This is a genomic window from Frondihabitans sp. PAMC 28766, from assembly GCF_001577365.1.
Lineage (GTDB): Bacteria > Actinomycetota > Actinomycetes > Actinomycetales > Microbacteriaceae > Frondihabitans.
This window is the reverse complement of the sequence record NZ_CP014513.1, coordinates 4,277,309-4,294,027: the sequence shown is the minus strand read 5'-3', so window position 1 is coordinate 4,294,027 and position 16,719 is coordinate 4,277,309. Positions and strand designations below refer to the sequence as shown.

Annotated in this window: 16 protein-coding genes and 2 pseudogenes; 11 read left to right on the top strand and 7 right to left on the bottom strand. The window is 69.8% G+C overall.

The genetic code is table 11. The annotated features are described in order from the left end of the window. The first annotated feature begins 1 nt into the window (after position 1). The 3 genes from AX769_RS20465 to AX769_RS20455 all read left to right on the top strand — a co-directional run bounded on the left by AX769_RS20465 (position 2) and on the right by AX769_RS20455 (position 2,365). Positions 2–982: a carbohydrate ABC transporter permease gene (locus tag AX769_RS20465; RefSeq protein WP_082763973.1), complete on the top strand. Its 981-nt coding sequence runs from the start codon at positions 2–4 to the stop codon at positions 980–982. Between the two features lie 140 nt (positions 983–1,122). Continuing rightward, positions 1,123–1,785: a hypothetical protein gene (locus tag AX769_RS20460; RefSeq protein WP_157887754.1), complete on the top strand. Its 663-nt coding sequence runs from the start codon at positions 1,123–1,125 to the stop codon at positions 1,783–1,785. Between the two features lie 7 nt (positions 1,786–1,792). After that, complete coding sequence (locus AX769_RS20455) at positions 1,793–2,365, top strand: hypothetical protein (RefSeq protein ID WP_066282823.1); 573 nt, start codon at positions 1,793–1,795, stop codon at positions 2,363–2,365. A 752-nt stretch (positions 2,366–3,117) separates the two neighbouring features. Here AX769_RS20455 and AX769_RS24875 read toward each other — a convergent pair. After that, positions 3,118–3,675, bottom strand: a complete 558-nt coding sequence (locus AX769_RS24875) for an MFS transporter (protein WP_204249268.1) — start codon at positions 3,673–3,675, stop codon at positions 3,118–3,120. After that, on the bottom strand, positions 3,672–4,307 hold the full coding sequence (locus AX769_RS20445; RefSeq protein ID WP_204249266.1) for a GntR family transcriptional regulator: 636 nt from the start codon (positions 4,305–4,307) through the stop codon (positions 3,672–3,674). Before AX769_RS20445 ends, AX769_RS24875 begins: the two co-directional genes overlap by 4 nt. A gap of 70 nt (positions 4,308–4,377) precedes the next feature. Between AX769_RS20445 and AX769_RS20440 the strand changes: the two genes are divergently transcribed. Beyond that, positions 4,378–5,040: a histidine phosphatase family protein gene (locus AX769_RS20440; RefSeq protein WP_066284120.1), complete on the top strand. Its 663-nt coding sequence runs from the start codon at positions 4,378–4,380 to the stop codon at positions 5,038–5,040. Positions 5,041–5,113: 73 nt separating this feature from the next. Here AX769_RS20440 and AX769_RS20435 read toward each other — a convergent pair. After that, positions 5,114–6,078 (bottom strand): annotated as a pseudogene (locus tag AX769_RS20435) (sugar-binding transcriptional regulator). Positions 6,079–6,271: 193 nt separating this feature from the next. Here AX769_RS20435 and AX769_RS20430 point away from each other — a divergent pair. After that, positions 6,272–8,026 (top strand): annotated as a pseudogene (locus AX769_RS20430) (FAD-dependent oxidoreductase); the annotation flags it as partial. A gap of 541 nt (positions 8,027–8,567) precedes the next feature. Here the strand turns inward: AX769_RS20430 and AX769_RS20425 are convergent. After that, positions 8,568–9,416 (bottom strand): PHB depolymerase family esterase, encoded by an 849-nt coding sequence (locus tag AX769_RS20425; RefSeq protein WP_066282822.1) that lies wholly within the window; start codon positions 9,414–9,416, stop codon positions 8,568–8,570. A gap of 72 nt (positions 9,417–9,488) precedes the next feature. Here AX769_RS20425 and AX769_RS20420 point away from each other — a divergent pair, with 72 nt between their 5' ends. Beyond that, positions 9,489–10,064 (top strand): TetR/AcrR family transcriptional regulator, encoded by a 576-nt coding sequence (locus AX769_RS20420; protein WP_066282820.1) that lies wholly within the window; start codon positions 9,489–9,491, stop codon positions 10,062–10,064. Between the two features lie 138 nt (positions 10,065–10,202). On the opposite strand, the gene AX769_RS20415 is transcribed toward AX769_RS20420, so the two are convergent. Next, complete coding sequence (locus AX769_RS20415; protein WP_204249264.1) at positions 10,203–11,672, bottom strand: MFS transporter; 1,470 nt, start codon at positions 11,670–11,672, stop codon at positions 10,203–10,205. Positions 11,673–11,848: 176 nt separating this feature from the next. Beyond that, on the bottom strand, positions 11,849–12,430 hold the full coding sequence (locus AX769_RS20410; RefSeq protein ID WP_157887752.1) for a hypothetical protein: 582 nt from the start codon (positions 12,428–12,430) through the stop codon (positions 11,849–11,851). Positions 12,431–12,534: 104 nt separating this feature from the next. Between AX769_RS20410 and AX769_RS20405 the strand changes: the two genes are divergently transcribed. After that, complete coding sequence (locus tag AX769_RS20405) at positions 12,535–13,053, top strand: DinB family protein (RefSeq protein ID WP_066282815.1); 519 nt, start codon at positions 12,535–12,537, stop codon at positions 13,051–13,053. Between the two features lie 18 nt (positions 13,054–13,071). Here the strand turns inward: AX769_RS20405 and AX769_RS20400 are convergent, their stop codons facing one another. Continuing rightward, complete coding sequence (locus AX769_RS20400; RefSeq protein WP_066282812.1) at positions 13,072–13,539, bottom strand: NUDIX domain-containing protein; 468 nt, start codon at positions 13,537–13,539, stop codon at positions 13,072–13,074. A gap of 42 nt (positions 13,540–13,581) precedes the next feature. On the opposite strand from AX769_RS20400, the gene AX769_RS20395 reads away from it, so the two are divergent. The 4 genes from AX769_RS20395 to AX769_RS20380 all read left to right on the top strand — a co-directional run bounded on the left by AX769_RS20395 (position 13,582) and on the right by AX769_RS20380 (position 16,679). Beyond that, the gene (locus tag AX769_RS20395; RefSeq protein WP_066282810.1) at positions 13,582–14,040 is read left to right on the top strand and encodes a DUF4265 domain-containing protein; all 459 of its coding nucleotides are present in this window, start codon (positions 13,582–13,584) and stop codon (positions 14,038–14,040) included. 131 nt (positions 14,041–14,171) lie between these two features. Next, positions 14,172–14,654 carry a hypothetical protein gene (locus AX769_RS20390; protein ID WP_066282808.1) on the top strand — a complete coding sequence of 161 codons (483 nt, stop codon included), beginning with the start codon at positions 14,172–14,174 and terminating at the stop codon, positions 14,652–14,654. A 69-nt stretch (positions 14,655–14,723) separates the two neighbouring features. Then, complete coding sequence (gene cysE / locus AX769_RS20385) at positions 14,724–15,251, top strand: serine O-acetyltransferase (RefSeq protein ID WP_066282805.1); 528 nt, start codon at positions 14,724–14,726, stop codon at positions 15,249–15,251. Between the two features lie 228 nt (positions 15,252–15,479). After that, positions 15,480–16,679, top strand: a complete 1,200-nt coding sequence (locus AX769_RS20380; RefSeq protein WP_066282803.1) for an acyltransferase — start codon at positions 15,480–15,482, stop codon at positions 16,677–16,679. Positions 16,680–16,719 lie beyond the last annotated feature (40 nt).

Below are 16,719 nucleotides of genomic sequence, written 5' to 3'. Positions count from 1 at the left end.
CATGACCACTGCAGCCTCCAACCCCGCAGCCTCCCTGGCCGGTCGGGCCGGCGAAGCCTCGCGCGCCGAGCTCGCGGGCGCAGGATCCGGGTCGTCCGGCCCCAAGCGCAATCTCGCGCACCACCAGGGCAGCGTCAATCACCCGCGAGACACCCGGGTCAAGCGCACGCTCTACGTGATCGCCGGCGTCGGCTCGGCGCTGATCTTCGGAGTGCCCCTGCTGATCGCGATCCTGCGCGCCTTCCAACCCAACGCGACCATCGTCGCGTCCCCGACCTGGTCGACGTTCTGGAACTTCGGCGTCGCCAACTTCCAGGCCATCTTCAGCCCGTCACAGCACATCCTGACGGGTCTCGTGAACAGCCTGATCGTGGCCATCTCGACCGCGGTCGTCACGGCCGTCGTCGCGACGCTGGCCGGCTACGGGCTGTCGAAGTTCCGCTTCAGGGGTTCGAAGTTCTTCTTCGGCATGATCCTGCTCACGATGATGGTGCCGTTCCAGGCGATCCTGACGCCGCTCTACCTGCAGCTGAACGCCATGCACCTCACGAACTCGCTCGTCGGGCTGATCCTCTTCTACGTGACGGTCAACCTGCCGTTCGGCACGTTCGTGATGCGCAACGCCTTCGACGCGGTACCCGACGAGCTCGAGGAGTCGGCGCTCGTCGACGGCGCCTCCCGCACCCGAGTGATCCTGTCGGTGCTCCGGCCCCTGCTGATGCCGGGCGCCGCCACGGCCGCCCTCTACGCCTTTTTGGCGGCGTGGACGGAGTTCCTCGGTGCGCTGACCTTCCTCACGAAACAGAGCCTCTACACGCTGCCGGTCGCGCTGCTCAACCTGCAGACCGGCGCCTACGGGTCGATCAACTACGGCACCCTGGTCGCAGGGTCTGTGGTGGCCATGATCCCGTGCATCGCGCTCTACGTCGGGCTGCAGCGGTTCTACGTGGCGGGCCTGTCCTCCGGGGCGCTCAAGGGCTGACCCGCCCGCTCGACGCCCGGACCCTTACCTTTTCGGCCTGATCTCATCCCCTCGTGGGTCAGGGCCTGCCGAAAAGGTAAGGGATCGGGCGTTACGCGATCGTGAGTGACGCTCGCGTCCGCACGTGCGACGATCGGGAGATGAAACCCGGTGGAGTGCCTGCGCTCGTGGGCCTGGGGGTGGCGGCCGTGGCCATCGTGGCCGTGATCGGCCTGGCCACGAGTGGCTTTCGGCAGGAGACCGTGTGCTCGGCCGTCGGCTACGCGCCCCTGCTCGTCGTCACGATCACCGGTGATCCTGCGGCGGTGCACGACGTGCGCGTCTGCACGACCGGCGGGTGCTCGGCGCCTGCGGCGGCCGCGCTCGCCCGCTGGGCGGCGGACGCAAACAGCTCCTCCGTGCAGGAGACGCCCGCGGCGACCCCGGCCTCGCCGCCGAGTGGCCGCTCTTCGGCTGTGACCGTGCCGAGCCCGCCGACCGGCCCCGAGACTCCCGCGCCGGCCCGCCCGCCCGGCTCGACGAGCGCCTCCCGGCCCGGCTCCGGCTGGACGGGCACCACGACCGCCACACCCGGCGTCGAACCGGCCCCCCAGTTCTCACCCTTCGCCGACACGGTCCCGGCCAGGTGGGGCTTCTCCGGCGTCGGCGGACGCCCTCCGGCGGTGGGGATCACCGCGTACGGCGCCGACGGCCGCGCGCTGGCCAGTCGTGTCGCGACCCTCGACTGGCACGAGCTCTCACCGGGGTCGGCGTGCCCGACGCCGGTCGTCCCAGGGCCCGTCAGGCTCCGGGTGGGGCGGTGAGGCGCCCATGAAGCGATCGACGGGTGCGTTCATCGGAGGCGGCGCGGCCGCGGCCGCGGTCGTCGCGGCACTCGTCGTCGCCGGCACCGCAGGGCCTCGTTTCGCAACCAGCTGCCCGGCCGTCGCCAAGGTCATCACGGTGGATGTGCACCTCTCGGGCACTCCCGGCCTCGCTCACGACGTCAGGCTCTGCACGAGCGGTGGCTGCTCGGCTCCTGCGGCGTCAGTGCTCGCCACGGCGAACGCAGACCGTGGGCCGTCGGTTCAACAGGATTCCCTGCCGGGCGGCGGAACTCTGCCCACCGCCCCGACCTCGGCTGAAACGCCTTCTCCGGTTTTGCCGACAGGGGGTGCGAGCTTCCCGGCGCCGACCTTCGACTTCTTCAGCCGACCGCCGTCGAGCTGGACCTTCGACACAGCTGAGGAGTACCCCACGGCCGTGGTGGTCGCCGCCTACGGGGCCGACGGCCACGAGTTGGCCAGCCGCGCTGTCGATCTCTCGTGGCACCGCCCGTATCCGCACGACGTGTGCCGGGCGTGGCTCGTGACGCGCCCGGTCACGCTCGCCGTGGCATCCTGAAGCCTGTCAGACCGTCGGGCCGGGCAGGTGCTTGCGAAAGGAGACCATCACGAGCACGAAGCTGACGACAGCGAGGCCGACCACCACCTCGAGGATCGTCTCGACCGAGGTCACCGACGTCAGGGCGGCGATGATCGCGGGCAGCAGGAAACCGGCGTACGCGACCGCGTAGAAGACCCCGGTGAGCCCCGCGAGGCCCTCGGGCCCGGCGATCGTCTGCACCTCGAGGAGGCCCGACACCAGCCCGATGCCCATGCCGAAGCCGATCACGGCGTTGGCGACGAGGCCGATCCAGATCGACTGCGACTCGATCGAGACGATCACCAGAGCGATTCCGGCGGCGATGATCAGCACCGTCGAAGCCATGCCCCGGGAGCTGGTCGCCGAGTGGACGCGGCGGGCGAGCAGCTGGATCACCGACGAGACGCCGAGGGCCACGACGGTGCCGGCGGTGGCGAAGACGAGCCCCCACGAGCCGGTGGCCCCGCGCAGCTGGGTCGGCAAGAACCCGTAGCCGATGGCCGCGCCCGCGAAGATCCACGGGCACGAGATCATCACGACGCGGATGAAGCGGCGGTGCGTCGCCGAGGGGACGCGCAGCTGTCGCCACCACGGGCCGGCCGTGCGAGCCGCTGCCATCACGGCGGCCGATCGCGTCTCGGGCGCGCGCAGCACGACGACGAAGAACGGCAGCGTCACCGCGATGTGGATGACGAACGGCAGGATCTCGGGGATCGGCCCCCACTCGGCGATCAGCCCGGCCACGAGCGCGCCCAGCCCGGAGCCCACCGTGAACGCGAGCGACGCCCGCCGCGCGCCAGACCCGCGGTCGGCGCCCCGGTCGTACGGCGACTGCGACAGCTCTTTGATCCAGCTGTTGCCCACCGCCATCGCGATCCCCACGGTGACCCCGAGAAGAGGCGCCCGACGAGGAGGAACTCGGGGCCGAGGCCGCCGAACGCCAGCAGACCGCTGCCGACCACGGCCGACACGAGCCCCGCGATCATGACCTTCCTGCGGCCGTGCCGGTCGGAGAGCGACCCGGCGACGAGCAGGGCGGGCGCCAGCCCCAGCACGTAGACGCCGAGGAAGGCGTTGACGAGCACCGACGAGTAGTGGTCGCGGTTCTCGTACATCAACAGCAGCGGGCTGAACTGGTTGCCGCCCCACGACATGACGAACACGGCGCCCCAGACCAGGGCCCAGCGGGGGAGGGGGCCGCGGGTGCTCGCGGCGGAGGCGGTGGCATCCTGCGACCTGGGTGTCGCCGTCGGCGTCGGCGTGCGGATCGAGCCGGTTTCGACGCTCACAGGATGCCTCGCAGCATGTCGACGTGGCGGGCGAGGGTCGCGGCGTAGGCGGCCTCGTCTCCGGCCGCGATCGCCTCGGCGAGGGCGCGGTGGTCGGCGAGCGACTGCGCGAGGTGCTCGGGGCGGATGCGCATGAAGCGGTAGCGCAGGCGCTGGGCGCGGTCGTGGATCAGGCGGCTGAAGTGCAGGGCGATCGGGTTCTGCGACGCTTCGACGACCGCGTGGTGGAAGGCGTCGTCGGCCTCGACGAACCCGTCGACGTCGCCGTCGGCAAGACAGGATTCTTGGCGGGCCAGCAGCTCGCTCAGGCTCGCGACGAGCGCGGAGCCCGCCGAACTCCTGATTACTCGACGCGCGGCAGTCGCCTCGACGGCCTCGCGCATCTCGACCACGTCGTCGGCTTCGCTCGGCGACATCGGTCGGACGACGGCGCCCTTGCGCGACTCGAGCGTCAGCAGCTCTTCGGAGGCGAGCCGCAGGAAGGCCTCGTGGACGGGCGTCCGGCTGAGGCCGAGCTCGCCGCACACCGCGATCTCGCTGAGCGACGAGCCGCCCGGCAGATCGCCGCGGAGGATGCGCAGTTTGGTGTCACTGTAGGCCCGCTCGGCGGCGGGGACGTCAAGAACTGTCACTCGCTCACGGTAGCTTGCATGCATCATTGCATGCAAGTTGATGCTCGGGTCGGAGCGATACTCTGACGGCGTGCGCCTCCTCCTCATCCGTCACGCCGAGACCCCCGCCAACGTCGCCGGAGCTCTGTCGACCAGCCCTCCCGGCCCCGGCATCACCGAGCTCGGACGCTCGCAGGCGTCGGCTCTCGCCGAGACTCTGGCCGACGTGCCGCTCGACGGCCTCTACGTCTCCACCCTCCAGCGCACCGCGATCACCGCCGAGCCACTGGCACGGGCGCACGGTCTCGACGCCGTCGTCATCGACGGAGTCCACGAGATCGAGGCGGGCGATTTCGAAGACAGCACCGACCCCCAGGCGTTCCGCGACTACATCGCGCCCATCCGGCGCTGGGGCGAGGGCGACCTGTCGGCGACGATCCCCGGCGCGCACGACGGGCACCACTTCCTCGCTCGGTTCGACGGTGCGATCGCGGCGATCGCCGAGCGGCACGGGCTCGACTCGACGGTGGGCGTCGTGTCGCACGCGGGTGCAATCCGGGTCTGGCTGGGCGGCCGGGCGAGCAATCTCGGCCCGGACTTCGCAGGCGCGCACCACCTCGACAACACCGGCGTCGTCGACCTCGACGGGTCGCCGACGTCGGGCTGGCGGGTGGTCGCGTGGCAGGGCGAGCCGCTGGGCGGCGAGGCGCTCGAAGACGACGCCGCCCGCGACCCGATGGGCGGCACACTCTAGCCGCCCGCGCTGTCGCCGCCCTGCTCTCGGTTCTCGGTTCTCGGTTCTCGCTCTTCGGCCGACGGCCAGGGCGTCAGGATTCGAGGAGCGCTCGGGCGCAGCTCTCGTCGAGGATCAGGTCGGTGACGAGCCCCGCTGCGAGAGCCCCATGAGGCCCTCCGCTTTGCCGACCCCGGCGACGACGCACACCCGCCGCGGCGCCCGGCGGACAGTGGCGAGATCGGGGCCGCTTGCGCGCTTGTTGAGCGTGATGTCGGTCGACGAGCCGTCGGCGCGGAAGAAGACCGTTGCGACGTCGCCGACGACGCCCTCGCTGATCAGGCTCTCGTGATCGGCACGCTCGAGGTAGCCCCCGGAGTAGACGTGGCTCGGCACGAGAGCGTTCGCGGCTCCCACTCCGAAGAGGACGACGTCCATGCTCTCTTGAAACTCCAGCACGCGCTTCGTGCTGCGCTCGCGCCAGAGTGCCAGCTTCGTGTCGGGGTCGTCGAAGAACGCCGGCACCGGGAACTGCTGCACGGTCGCGCCGTACGCGTCGCCGAACCTTCGGAGGATCTCGCTCGCGTAGACGATGCCGGTCGTGCGGGTGTTGGCCGCGCCGTTCAGCTGCACGATGGTCGACCCGTGCGTCGCCTTCGGCACGAGGTAGCGGCTGATCGCGCTGACGGTGGAGCCCCAGGCGACGCCGATCACCATGTTGGAGTCGACGAACTGGGTGAGAATCCGTGCAGCCGAGAGGGCGACGCGGTCGAGGCGGTCGACGTCGGTCGTCTGGTCGGGCACCGGTACGACGTGCGCCGTGATGCCCCAGCGCCGGTGCAGGGCCTCGCTGGTCACCGTTGCCTGGTCGAGGGGCGACTTGATCTGGATGTCGACGAGGCCGCTTTCTCGGGCGTAGCTCAGCAGTCGGCTGACGCTCGAGCGCGAGGTGCCGAGCTCGCGCGCGATCGCCTCCATCGTGAGATCCTGCAGGTAATAGAGGTGGGAGGCCCTGAGGGCGTCCTGTGTCTTGTCGCTGGCCTGCGTCTCGAACGTCATTGATCGAACCTTTCGTGGATGCACGCTGCGAAGGCACCGTGCACATATGTGCAGACGCCTTGACCGTCTGCCTGTGCAGGTCAATTATGGACACATCGGCGGCTTACGTCGACCTGTCGGCGTCGATCGTCGACTCGAGATCCTCGACCGGCTCGATCGCAACGCCGGTCACGACAGTGAAAGCGACAAGCCAGTGACTCCGTCGAAGAAGACAAGCAGCGAATCCGCCAGCACTCTCCGCGCCAACGTCTCCCGCATCAAGGAGCGCCCCAAGGCCCAGGTGCTCGTCATCGGCGGTGGCATCAACGGCATCGCCACCTTCCGCGACCTCGCACTCCAGGGGGTCGACGTCATCCTTGTCGAGCGCAACGACTACGCCTCCGGCGCGTCGGCCGCCTCGTCGCACATGATCCACGGCGGCATCCGCTACCTCGAGAACGGCGAGTTCCGCCTCGTCCGCGAATCGGTCGAAGAGCGCAACGGCCTGCTGAAGATCGCACCCCACTACGTCAAGCCGCTGCAGACGACGATGCCGATCTTCTCGACGTTCTCGGGCATCATGAACGCGCCCCTGCGCATGCTCACGCACAAGCAGCGCTCCACCAAAGAGCGCGGTGCTCTGCTGATCCAGATCGGCATGACCCTCTACGACTCCTTCTCGCGCGACGGCGGCACCGTGCCGAAGCACGTCTTCCGCCTCCGCAAGGCGGCGCTGCGTGACATGCCGGCGCTCAACAAGAACCTCAAGTACACCGGCACCTACTACGACGCCTCCGTGCACGAGCCCGAGCGCCTCGCGCTCGACGTGCTGAAGGACGGCCTCGCCGCCGGCAACCGCGGCGGCGCCGGGCAGTTCGCCCGCAGCGCGAACTACGTCGAGGCCGTCGGCACGAAAGACGGCGGCGTGCTCGTCAAGGACGTCGTCTCGGGCACCGAGTTCGTCATCGAGGCCGATGTCGTGATCAACGCCTCCGGGCCCTGGACCGACCTCACCAACAAGGCCTTCGGGGCCGAGTCGCAGTACATGGGCGGCACCAAGGGCTCGCACATCGTGGTCGACCACCCGGGCCTCCTCAAGGCCACCAATGGCCGCGAGCTGTTCTTCGAGAACAACGACGGTCGCATCGTCCTGATCTACCCCCTGAAGGGTCGCGTGCTGATCGGCACCACCGACCTCGAGGCCGACATGTCGAAGTCGGCGATCTGCACCGAAGAAGAGGTCGACTACTTCTTCGATCTGGTCAAGCACGTCTTCCCGTCGATCTCGATCACGCGCGACGACATCGTGTACCGCTACTCGGGCGTGCGCCCGCTGCCGAAGCACGACGACCTCGCCGCCGGCTTCGTGTCGCGCGACTACCGCATCGTCGAGACTTCTGTCGCGGCCCTGCCGAAGTCCAAGGTGCTGTCGCTCGTCGGCGGCAAGTGGACGACTTTCCGCGCGCTCTCGACGCACCTCTCGACCGAGGCCACCACGCGCCTCGGCGTCGCCCGCACCATCGACACGGCAGGCATGCCGATCGGCGGCGGCAAGGACTTCCCGACGCTTCCGGGCGACCGTGCCAAGTGGATCACCGAGCACCTCAACGGGCTCGACCGCGACCAGGTCGACCGCCTCCTGTCCCGCTACGGCACCCGTGCCGACGAGGTCATCCAGACCCTCATCGACCAGCCGTCCGAGCCTCTGGCCGCCGACAGCGACTTCACGGCCGCCGAGATCGCCTATTTCGCCGAGCACGAAGACGCCGTGCACTTGATCGACGTCGTGCTTCGTCGCACGAACCTCGCGTTCGTCGGCGGCGTCACCCTCGAGCTGCTCAGTGAGCTGGCCGGCATCCTCGAGGCTCCCCTCGGGTGGTCGGACGCCGAGCGCGACGCCGAGATCGAGAGCACCGTGTCGATCCTGGCCGAGTTCCACGGGGTCGAGGTCGGATCGAAGAAAGGGGCGCGCTCGCCGGCTCCTGCCGACGCCCCCGTGTCGTCGGAGTCGCCCGTCACCGCGGCCGCCTCGGGTCGCCCCAGGCGTAGGTCTTCGGCACAGCTACAGACCGGGGCGGTTCGCCCGGAGCCCCTGCAACGGCTCCGGGCGGGCCGCCCTTCTTCTGCCGGGGCGCGCGCGTCCGCCTGCCTGCCTGCCCGCTTGCCCGCCCACTTGCCTGCCTGTCGGGCGTCGGCCGGGCCTCGGCGGTGCGGCCTGGTTGGTGAAACCGGAGTTCTGCTGCCCTGGCGGCCGGGCGAGCCGGTTCTGCGACCGCCCGCTGCGGAGACTCCTGTTGTGCCGACGGGGGTGGCCCGCTGGCGCCGCACGGCAGGGACAGCGCCCTCTGCCACGCCGCGGGGCGAGCACGGCCCGGCCCCCGTTCGTAGAACCGGAGATCCGCGCCCGTCACGAGCTCGGCGCGAGGGGGTGCAGCAGCAGCTCGCGCAATTTCCGGTTTCGCCAACGGGGCTGATGCGCGGGGGGTGGGGCCGCCCCCGCGGGCTCAGGCTCAGCGCAGGCCGAAGAAGGCGGCGAGCTCGTCGGCGGCGCTGAAGGAGGTGACCGTTGCGCCCATGATGCGCGGCGCCCGCTTCGGCCCGGGGATCGTGTGGCCGCCGCCCTCGACGGTGACGAGCCGCACGGGCGCGTGGCCGGGCGCGGAGTAGTCGAGCCGCGTCACCTGCGGCCTGCCCGTCGTCGCCGCAGTCTCGACCGGCGGTGTCGAGATTCCGTTGCGGCCGGCGAAGTAGGCCGCTGTGTCACGCGCCGACACTCCCAGCCCGCGCGGCTTCAGGCCCCAGAGCGAGGCCATTCCGCCGCTGTACGGCACGAGGCGGTCGTGCGTGCCGTGGAACTGGATCACGGGCAGGGGCAGTTCGAGGTCGCGCGAGACGGCGAAGTTGTGGGCGACCGGCATGGTGGCCGACAGGATGCCGACACCCGCGAGCCGATCGGGGATCTCGTGCGCCAGACGGATGGCCAGAGCGCCGCCGTTCGAGAAGCCGGCAGCGAACACGCGTGACGTGTCGATCGCGTAGTCGGCGGCGAGCTCGTCGATGACCGCCACGGCGAAAGCGACGTCGTCGTAACCCTCGAGTCGTGCGGGGAAGGTCGAGTGCTCGCGCGCGTCGTTCCAGTTGCGCTTGTAGCCGTCGAGGGAGGCGACGACAACGCCGTCCGCGGCAGCGAGCCCCTCGAGCGTGCCTCCTGTGAACGTCTCGAGTGAGGCGGCCGTCTGGTTCGAGCCGTGGAACAGCAACAGCAGCGACGCACCGGCGCTCGGTGTCGCATCGGGCGGCAGGGTCAGGCGGTAGGTGCGGCGCTTGCCGGCGGCGTCGATCGTGCGCTTCGAGGTCATGATCCGACCATAACATCTAAACGGATGGAGTATCCGATCGGATGACTGATCCGCACACAATAGGATGTCGCCATGACGCCCGCCCCGCTCCGCCGAGATGCCGCCCGCAATCGCGACGGCATTCTCGCCGCTGCCCGGTCGCTTGCCGACGAGGGCCTCCCGCTGCAGTTGAACGCCGTCGCGCGGCGGGCCGACGTGGGAGTGGGCACGGTGTACCGGCACTTCCCGACGACCGAGGCTCTCGTCGAGACACTCGTCGAAGGGCGGTTCGACGACCTGACGCAGCGTGCCACGGACGCGGCGGGGGAGGCCGACGCGGCCGGGGCCCTGCGCGGCTTCCTGGCGGTCGCGATGCGCGTGTACGTCGACGACGTGGCTTTCGCGCGTGTGGCGACCACGTCGGATCCTGCGCTCGACACCACGAAGGCGAGGCGCCGCGATCTCATCGACGCGTTCGCCGTGCTGCTCGACCGGGTAGGAGCCTCGTCGCACATCCGTTCGCCGCTGGGGCCCAGGATGCCATGGCCCTCGTCTGCGGTGCGGCCTACGCCGTCCGTGTCAGCGGCACCACGGCCCCCGACGCGTACCTTGCCGCCCTGCTCGACGGCTTGCTCACCGCGCCGGACGCGTGAGACCCGCCACGCGTGAGACCTGCCACGCGTGAGACCCGCCACGAGTGAGACCCAGACGAGTGGGACCCAGACGAGCGAGACCTCAGAGAACGCGGTTTCCGGCGGGCCGGAGCGGCACTCTCTGAGGTCTCACGGCCTCTGAAGCCCTAGTCGATCAGTGCGCGCCCGCCGGAACCTCGATCGGGCCGGTGACGGCACCCGTCAGGTTTTTGGCCGCGGCCATCTTGCGCAGGCGCACCGAGTGGCGGTCGATGATCGTGCCGCCGGCGATCGCGATGACCACGAAGACGCCGGTCGAGACGTAGAACGCGAGGTGGTAGCCCGAGAGCACAGCGTTGGCCTGGTCGAGCTTGGTCGTGCCGTGCGAGGTGATGTACGCCGTCACCGCGCTGGCCGACAACGTCGAGAGCAGCGCGGTGCCGATCGACCCGCCGATCTGCTGCATCGTGTTGACCGTCGCGGAGGCGACTCCGGCGTCTTCGCGGGCGACACCCGAGGTGGCCGTGTTGATCGCCGACGAGAAGATGAGGCCCATGCCGAGGCCCATCAGGATGAGGCCGGGCAGCACCGCCGTCGCATAGAGCGAGTCGAGCGCGATCTGGCTGAGCCAGGCGAGGCCGACGGCACCGAGCAGTGCGCCGATGACGATCAGGATGCGGGGGCCGACGCGGGGCAGCAGGCGGCTGCCGAACACGTTCGACGAGAGCATGATCGACAGCGGCAGCGGCAGGAACGCGATGCCCGTCTTCAGCGACGAGTACCCGAGGGTGAGCTCGAGGTAGTACGTGAGGAAGAGGAAGACGCCGAAGATGCCGATGCCGGCCAGGGCGATGACCAGGTAGGACCCGCCGCGGTCGCGGTTGAGGATGACGCGCATGGGCAGCAGCGGGTGTGCCACCCGCGTCTGCAGCACGACGAACACGGCGAGCAGGACGACGCCGGCGGCGAGGCAGATGATCGTGATCGGGTCGGTCCAGCTGTTGGTCTCGGCGTTCGAGAAGCCGTAGACGATGCCGACGAGCCCGGCGGTCACGGTGATGGTTCCGGGGATGTCGACGTGGTGCTGGACTCCGCCGACGGCTTTCGCCTTGAGGAAGACGAGGGCGCCGACGAGGGCGACCACGGCGAAGACGACGTTCACGAAGAGGCAGAAGCGCCACGAGGTGTACTCGGTGAGGACGCCGCCGAGCAGCAGGCCGACCGCGGCGCCGGAGCCCGCGATGGTGCCGAAGATGGCGAACGCCTTGCTTCGATCTTTCGGTGTCGAGAACGTGGTCGTCAGGATACCGAGGGCGGCCGGGGCGAGGAGGGCGCCGAAGGCTCCCTGAAAGGCGCGCGCGGTCACGAGCATGCCGAACGACTGCGAGGCACCGCCGATGGCGGAGACGACGGCGAAGCCGATCAGCCCGATGATGAAGGTGTTCTTACGACCGAAGATGTCCGAGAGGCGGCCGCCGAGCAGCAGCAGGCTGCCGAAGGCGAGCGAGTAGGCCGTGACGACCCACTGGCGGTTGTCGTTGGTGAAGCCGAGGTCGGCCTGCGCGCTGGCAGAGCGATGTTGACGATGGTGCCGTCGAGCACCACCATCAGCTGGGCCAGGCCGACGACGGCGAGGACGAGCCACTTGTGGTCGCGGGGAGCGGAGCCGCGCGTGCCGGCAGGGAGCCGGTCGCGGGAGATGCTGAGGTCGTGGAGGTCATTGCGTCCTGACGATGTGAAGCGGGAGGGAACACGGGGCGTGCAACGCTGGACGACCAGTGGGGTCAAGCCCCGGTGCGGCTGCCCTATTCCCGACCCGGACTACTTTGCGCGGTCGGCTTCGGCCAGAGCGCGGAAGTCGATGTCGAGCAGCTCGCGGAGGCGTTCGTCGCGGTGCTCGTCGTACGTGCGGTCGGGCACGACGGTCGCTGCTGCGACTCGGTTCACGATGGTGGCGCCGATGTCGTTCCACGCGCGGTCGCGCGCCCCCATCGCGATGTCGTCGATGTAGCCGTCGTCGTCTCGGAGAGCGGCCAGGCGGGTGGCGATCTCGCGGTAGATGGCTTCTCGCTGCGCGAGCGGCTGCTCGTCTTCGCGGCGGTAGTCGAACTGGTGGCGCGAGCGCCCGCGGCTCTTCGAGGCCTTGGTGCGGGTCTCGGCCATCCGCTCGGCCAGCTCCTGCTGCTCGGCGATGAGGTTGCCCAGCTCGTCGCGGGCGGCGTCCTGCGTCTCGCCGCGGTCGAAGTCGCGGTTCTCGCGCAGGGCGCGCACGATGATGCGGTTCGCGACGGCGATCGAGGCGGCGGAGCGTGCGATGAGGAGGCCGTCGGCGACCGGGCCCTCGACGAGCGCGGGGTCGACGGGTTCGAGGGCTTTGGCCCCCCGCTTCGGCTTCGACTTCACCACACCACGCTAGCGCCCCGAGCGGCACGGGGTTGGCGGTTTCGGGAGGCTCTCTGGCAGTGGGGCGGGCGGCGGCCGCGCGGCTCGGGCTCTAGCCTCGCAGCATGCCTATCGTCCCCGACACGAAGAACTGGACCTGGGTGCTCGAGAAGCCGTGTGTCGACTGCGGTTTCGACGCCTCCGCGGTCGCATTCGCCGACGTCCCCGCTCTCGTCCGCGCCAACGCCGCCCGCTGGCCTCATCGCCTGGCGCAGCCGGACGCCCGAGAGCGGCCCGACGACGACACGTGGTCGCCGCTCGAATACGGCGCCCACGTGCGCGACGTCTTCCGTGTCTTCGCAGGCCGCCTCGATCTGATGCTGACGCAGGTCGCCCCGACCTTCCCCGACTGGGATCAGGATGCGACGGCGATCGACGACGACTACGCGGCGCAGGACGCCGAGACGGTCGCCCTCGAGATCCTCCAGGCGGGCACGGCCGTGGCCGACGCCTTCGCGGCGGTCGACCCCGACCGACTCGGGCGCACAGGCCTCCGCTCGGACGGCAGCGCCTTCACGGTCGAGTCGCTCGCCCGCTATTTCGCCCACGACCCGGTGCATCACCTGCACGACGTGCGGGGCTGAGCGGCCCGCGCGGGTCTGTCAGAACTCGAAGCGCGCCGCGGGCCCCTCGGCCAGAGCGTTCGCGAGGCGCGTCGTCATCTCGGCCGACATCTCTGGCAGTGCGTCGAGGGCGAACCAGGCGGCCTCGGTGTTCTCGCCGTCGGCCGGGAAGGGCTCGCCGGAGACGTAGTCGAAACGGAAGGTGAGGTCGAGGTACTGCGAGACGTCGCCGTTGCCGTAGGTGACGGGCGCCGTCACGCCGATCGCGGCGAGCCTTGAGGGCACGGCGACGATGTCGGCCTCTTCGAGCACCTCACGGGCGCCCGCCACGGCAGGCTGCTCTCCGGGGTCGATGACTCCTGTCACCGGGGTCCACGCCCCGGTGTCCGAGCGCTTGACGAGCAGCACCTCGTCGCCGCGGATCACCACGGCCGTGACGCCCGACAGCCAGAGGGGGTCGTGCCCGATCTTCTCGCGGAGGTCGAGGACGAAATCAGGAGTCGGCATACGGGGACGGTATCAAAGCGACCTCGGCGCTACTCTCGAGTCATGGCCGAATCCGTCCGCATCGACGTTCCTCTCGAGGTCGTCGACGGCTGGCCGCCGGTGGCCGTCGAGACTCTCGACTCCTGGCGTGAGGAGGGCGACACGGCGGTCGTCGAGAGCATCCCCGTCTTCGCGCTCGACCTGTCTCGGGGCGACACGGCACTGACCTCGCCCGGCCCCGACGGCATCCTGCGGTTCGAGGGCAGGACGCGGCGCGGCGGGCACGCGACCTTCCGCTTCATCACGCTCGAAGGCGATGAGCCGGTTCGGCCTGTCGTCGAGCGCCTCCGCCAGCTGGGCGCCGACGTGGTGCCCACGAGCTTCCCGGCCCTATGGGCCCTCGACGTCCCTCCCGAGGCGCACGTCGAGACCGTGCACGCGGCACTCGCGGAGGCTGCAGCTCGCGGTGTCCTCGAATTCGAGGACCCCCGGACGTACCCCGATAGCGCGTCCGCGCACTGATCACCCCCAAGACGCGCTAAACTGCCCCTGAACTGGGGTAACGGCGCCCCGGACGGGGGCTCCCCGTCTTCGCGCACGTCCCGCCACCATTGAAGACGTGCCCGAGGGTCGGGCCAGGGGAGATCCTGATCGTGACAATCATCAATCCAGCCGCATCTGCAGCGGCCACCGACGCGCTCCGCGACATCGAGCTGCCCTGCGAGACCCTCCGCTGCGGCAACGGCCGTGGTCTTCCGATGCGTCGCTACTCGATGATCGACTCCACTCTGCTGCTCGTCGCCGTGCAGTCGATGATCATCTCGGCCCTTCTGCCGCTCGACGGCGCCCTCAAGCTCGTCGTCTTCCTCGCCACGGTCGCCTTCACCGTCGTGGCAGCCCTCGTCAGCCGCCGCCGCGCACTCCACACCCGCGCCGTCCGTGACGAGCGCGCCGCCGTCATCCGCTGGCTCGCGATCCACTCCGGTCTCGACCACCGCAGCCGCCTCGCCCTCGCGTGGGCCGAGCCGCAGGAGATCGGCGACCACCAGTACGAGTTCCGCACCCTCAAAGACGGTCGCATGCTCTCGCTGATCGTCGACCTCGACGTGCAGATCGCCTCCTTCGCCACCCTCTAGCCCGTGCACTGCGGGTCGCTGGCCGTCATGAACCGCCGAGGCCCGGACCCGCGCCTCTAGAATCGTCCGGTGCGACTCCTGGCGCGACTGCGCGACGACATCCGAACCGCCCAGCGGCAGGATCCCGCGGCCCGTTCGTCGGTCGAGATCGCCCTCGTCTACTCCGGGCTCCACGCCGTCTGGATGTACCGCGTCACCAGCCGGCTCTGGCGGCGGCAGCCGTTCGTCGGCTCCCGTCTTCTCGCTCGCATCTTCTCGCAGCTGACCCGCAGCGCGACCGGGGTCGAGATCCACCCGGGCGCCCGGATCGGGCAGCGCCTCTTCATCGACCACGGCATGGGCGTCGTCATCGGCGAGACAGCAGTCATCGGCGACGACGTGCTGATCTATCACGGGGTGACGCTCGGCGGGCGCGGCGTGGGCCTCGCGGGGCGGCGCCACCCCACCCTCGGCGACGGCGTGGTGGTCGGGGCCGGGGCCGCGATCCTGGGGGCCATCACCGTCGGGGACGACGCGCGAGTGGGCGCGAACTCGGTGGTCACACGCGACGTCGAGCCCGGCACGACCGTCGCCGGCGCCCCGGCCCGGCCGATCTGACACAGACGATCCAGAGGATCGAGAACGAGCTGACCCGCCGGAGCCTCGCTGAGGTGACCGACGGGCTGAGCTCGGAACTGCGGCGCCGCGGGGCTCATCCGCCGCAGCAGTCCGGGCTCGACCTTCCGCGAGAACCTGGCTGACTGGGAGTGAGCGGCAGGGCGGGGCCACAGACTTCTCATAGGAAGTGCTTCACTTTCGCCAATGTGAGGGGAGTTGTATAACGGAATGGCAACGACGACCCTGACCCAGCCGGCCGCCACGACCCTCTCCTCGACCTCCCGGGGCGGTGAGGCCCAATCGGCTCCGACCCGCCGCGTGCTCCCTCTCGACGGGGTGCGCACCCTGGCGATCCTGGGCGTCGTGCTCTACCACTTCCATGTGCCGCACTTCAAGGGCGGCTTCGTCGGCGTCAACGTCTTCTTCGTGCTCTCGGGCTACCTGATCACGTCGCTGCTGCTCAAAGAGCACTCGCGCACGAACACCATCAAGCTCGGACGCTTCTGGGCGCGACGCGTCCTTCGGCTGTACCCCACCTTGATCGCCGTGGTGGCGGTCGGCGCCTCCCTCTGGTTCCTCGTCGGCGAAGACGGCACGACCAAGAACCTCTCGGCCGGAGGTGCCGCGCTCATCGCCCTCACCTACACGGGCAACTTCGCCCGCGCATTCGGCCACGTCTCGCAGGGCATCTTCGCTCCGAGCTGGAGCCTCGCGATGGAAGAGCAGTTCTACCTCGTGTGGCCGCCCGTTCTCGTCTTCCTGCTCGCCTGGGGCTTCCGCCGCAAGGTGATCGCATGGGGCCTCGTCGCACTGATCGTTGTCTCCTGTGCCCTCGGCTGGCTGATGTACACGACGCCGAACCCCGGTGGCACCGCCGACATCTACTTCAGCCCGGTCGCCAACATCGCGCCGCTGCTGAGCGGATGCGTGCTGGCCCTCGCGCTGACGAGCGAGAAGGCGCGCCGGCTCTTCTCGGGCCGCTTCGGTCAGATCTCGACCTGGGTCGGCGCCGCGTACATCGTCGCGCTGATGTTCTCGATCAAGTCGGCCGACTGGAACCAGCACGCCCCCTTCTTCGGCGTGATCCTTCCGAGCGTCGGCATCGCCGCCACCTTCATGGTCGGCGGCCTCGTCTCGCGGCCGAGTCTCATCGCGTCCGTGCTGGCGTTCAAGCCGCTCGCCTGGTTCGGCGCGAAGGTGTCGTACTCGCTCTACCTCTGGCACGTGCTGATCATGAGCCTCCTGCTGCCGTTCTTCCCGGGCCTGACGGGCACGTTCATCGTGATCGGCATCGCGATCGTTTCCGCCATCGCGAGCCACTTCGTGATCGAGAAGCCGTTCATGACGCTGAAGAAGCGCTTCGAACCCGCCTCGTGGTCGGCGAGACCCGCGACCGTGGCGGCGCCTGTGCCTTCGCGCACCGCGTAGGTCGCTCAGCCCGAAGCGAAACAAACAGCGATGAGCCAGC